Consider the following 1,196-nt stretch of genomic DNA (forward strand, 5'->3'; position numbering starts at 1 on the left):
CACCCCGCCCGCCGCCGACGTACCCGAACGCCACCGGGCGCTGGAGCGCACGATCGAGTGGAGCTACCAGCGCCTCGACGACCAGGCGCGGGCGATGTGCGACCGGCTGGCGCTGTTCGAGGGCGGCTTCACCCTCGACGCGCTCGAGGCGGTCTGCCCCGACGTCCCGGACGTGCTCGACCTGGTCGCCGCGATCAGCGACGCCCGGCTGGTGACGGCCGTGGAGAGCCGGGTCGAGGTGCGGTTCGCGATGCTCGGCACGGTCCGTGCGTTCGCGCACCGCCGGCTGGCGGAGCACGCCGACCTCGACGTACGCCGGGAGCGCCTGGCGCGGCACCTCGCCACCCGGGTCGAGACCTGGTCGACGGAGGTCGACGGGCCGGACGGGATGCTCGCCCTCGGCAGGTTCGCCGACGGCGCCGCCGACGTCGAGGGNCCGACGTCGAGGGTGCGATCGCGCGCTCGCTCGACCGCGGCGACGTCGCCACCGCGACCCGGCTGATCCGCGGCGCGGCCGAGCTCTGGGTCGCGTCCGGGCGGCTCGCCATCGGGATCGAGCTGGTCGAGCGGGCCCGGTCGCTGGCGGTCGAGGACGCCCACCTGTGGCTGGTCGCCGGGCAGCTCGCCTACCACCTCACCGACTGGGCGGAGGCCAGGCGGTGCTGTGAACGCGCGGAGACCCTCGCCGATCCCGACGACGTCGCCCTGCGCGCCATGGCGGCGTGCTACGTGGCCGGCGCGCTCGCCATCACGGGTGACGCCGACGAGGCGGAGACCCACGCGGACCGGGCGCTGGCGCTCGCCGAGGAGCACGACCTGTACCCGCAGGTCGCCATCGCACTGGCCATGCGGGCGATCAGCTACGGCGTGCGCGGCCGGTTCGACGAGGAGGCTGCCTGCCACCTCCGGCGGCTCGCGGTCGCCCGCGACCACAACGACGTCACCAGGATCGCGGACACGCTCAACACGCTGGCCGAGATCGCCCTCGACGAGGACGACCGCGACACCGCGGCGGCGTACGCGGCCGAGGCGCTGGCGATGGCCGGCACCTCCCGGGTGACCGTCGCGAGGGACGCGCACATCACGCTGGCGCGGGCCCTGGTCGGGCGGGGCGACCCCGCGGCCGCGGCCGCGCCGCTCGAGCAGGGGCTGACCCTGGCCGACCGGACCGGTCAACGGCTGGCCCGGGCACAGTG

At 76.1% G+C, this 1,196-nt stretch carries 2 protein-coding genes; both read left to right on the forward strand.

Annotated features, from left to right (window positions below; all coding sequences use genetic code 11):
- Positions 1–94 precede the first annotated feature (94 nt).
- The gene (locus H0488_RS25440; protein WP_512698553.1) at positions 95–502 is read left to right on the forward strand and encodes a hypothetical protein; all 408 of its coding nucleotides are present in this window, start codon (positions 95–97) and stop codon (positions 500–502) included.
- Positions 503–714: 212 nt separating this feature from the next.
- On the forward strand, positions 715–1,196 hold a 482-nt coding region (locus H0488_RS24470; RefSeq protein ID WP_446685649.1), incomplete at its 3' end, for a hypothetical protein.

This window comes from Nocardioides pelophilus, assembly GCF_014180685.1.
GTDB classification, from domain to species: domain Bacteria; phylum Actinomycetota; class Actinomycetes; order Propionibacteriales; family Nocardioidaceae; genus Nocardioides; species Nocardioides pelophilus.